Here is a 546-nt window from a genome sequence, read left to right as displayed (position 1 = left end):
CTGAAGCAAAACACGAAATCACTCGATATATTATTGGTTATTACAGCCAATTACGACCACATCAATATAATGGCGGATTAACACCGAATGAATCAGAACGATTATATTGGTTAACCTCTAAAACCGTAGCTAGTATTTGTTGACCACTACACAATTCCCTAGTACATACATATTGGCTTAATCTTGAGGAGGAGCAGGAAGCAGCAATTTATGTGTTATTAAGCGGTACTATTCGCTCTTGGCGCAAGTTTGTTGAAGTGTTAGCCCACATGAATGTCGAGGGTAAAAAACATAGTTCAGATAATGCGCTTGTGAAAAACCTACAGCGCATAAACTACATCTTAGATGGCGATCAACAAAAAGAATTTAATCAATGGATTGCTCAGTTAGCGAGTGTAAATTATTTAGATAATATGGGTATGATCCCTTCAACTCCATTCACCATTTATGATTTCCAACATAGAAAACAAAAGAAAAGAGTATTAGAAATTTAATTTGGAGCTGCCGACAATAGCCAAGTGGTATTGTCGGCACTAACTGAATACT

Annotated in this window: 1 protein-coding gene and 1 pseudogene; both read left to right on the top strand. The window is 36.6% G+C overall.

Annotated features, from left to right (window positions below; all coding sequences use genetic code 11):
* Positions 1-143: pseudogene (locus C9J38_RS21690) on the top strand (IS3 family transposase); the annotation flags it as partial.
* A gap of 69 nt (positions 144-212) precedes the next feature.
* A complete protein-coding gene (locus C9J38_RS21685; RefSeq protein WP_107208811.1) occupies positions 213-494 on the top strand; it encodes a hypothetical protein in 282 nt (93 codons plus the stop codon).
* Positions 495-546 lie beyond the last annotated feature (52 nt).

It is taken from the genome of Photobacterium sp. GB-210 (assembly GCF_003026075.1).
Classification (GTDB): domain Bacteria; phylum Pseudomonadota; class Gammaproteobacteria; order Enterobacterales; family Vibrionaceae; genus Photobacterium.
The sequence above is the reverse complement of the archived record's forward strand: the minus strand, read 5'-3'. Positions and strand labels throughout refer to the sequence as shown.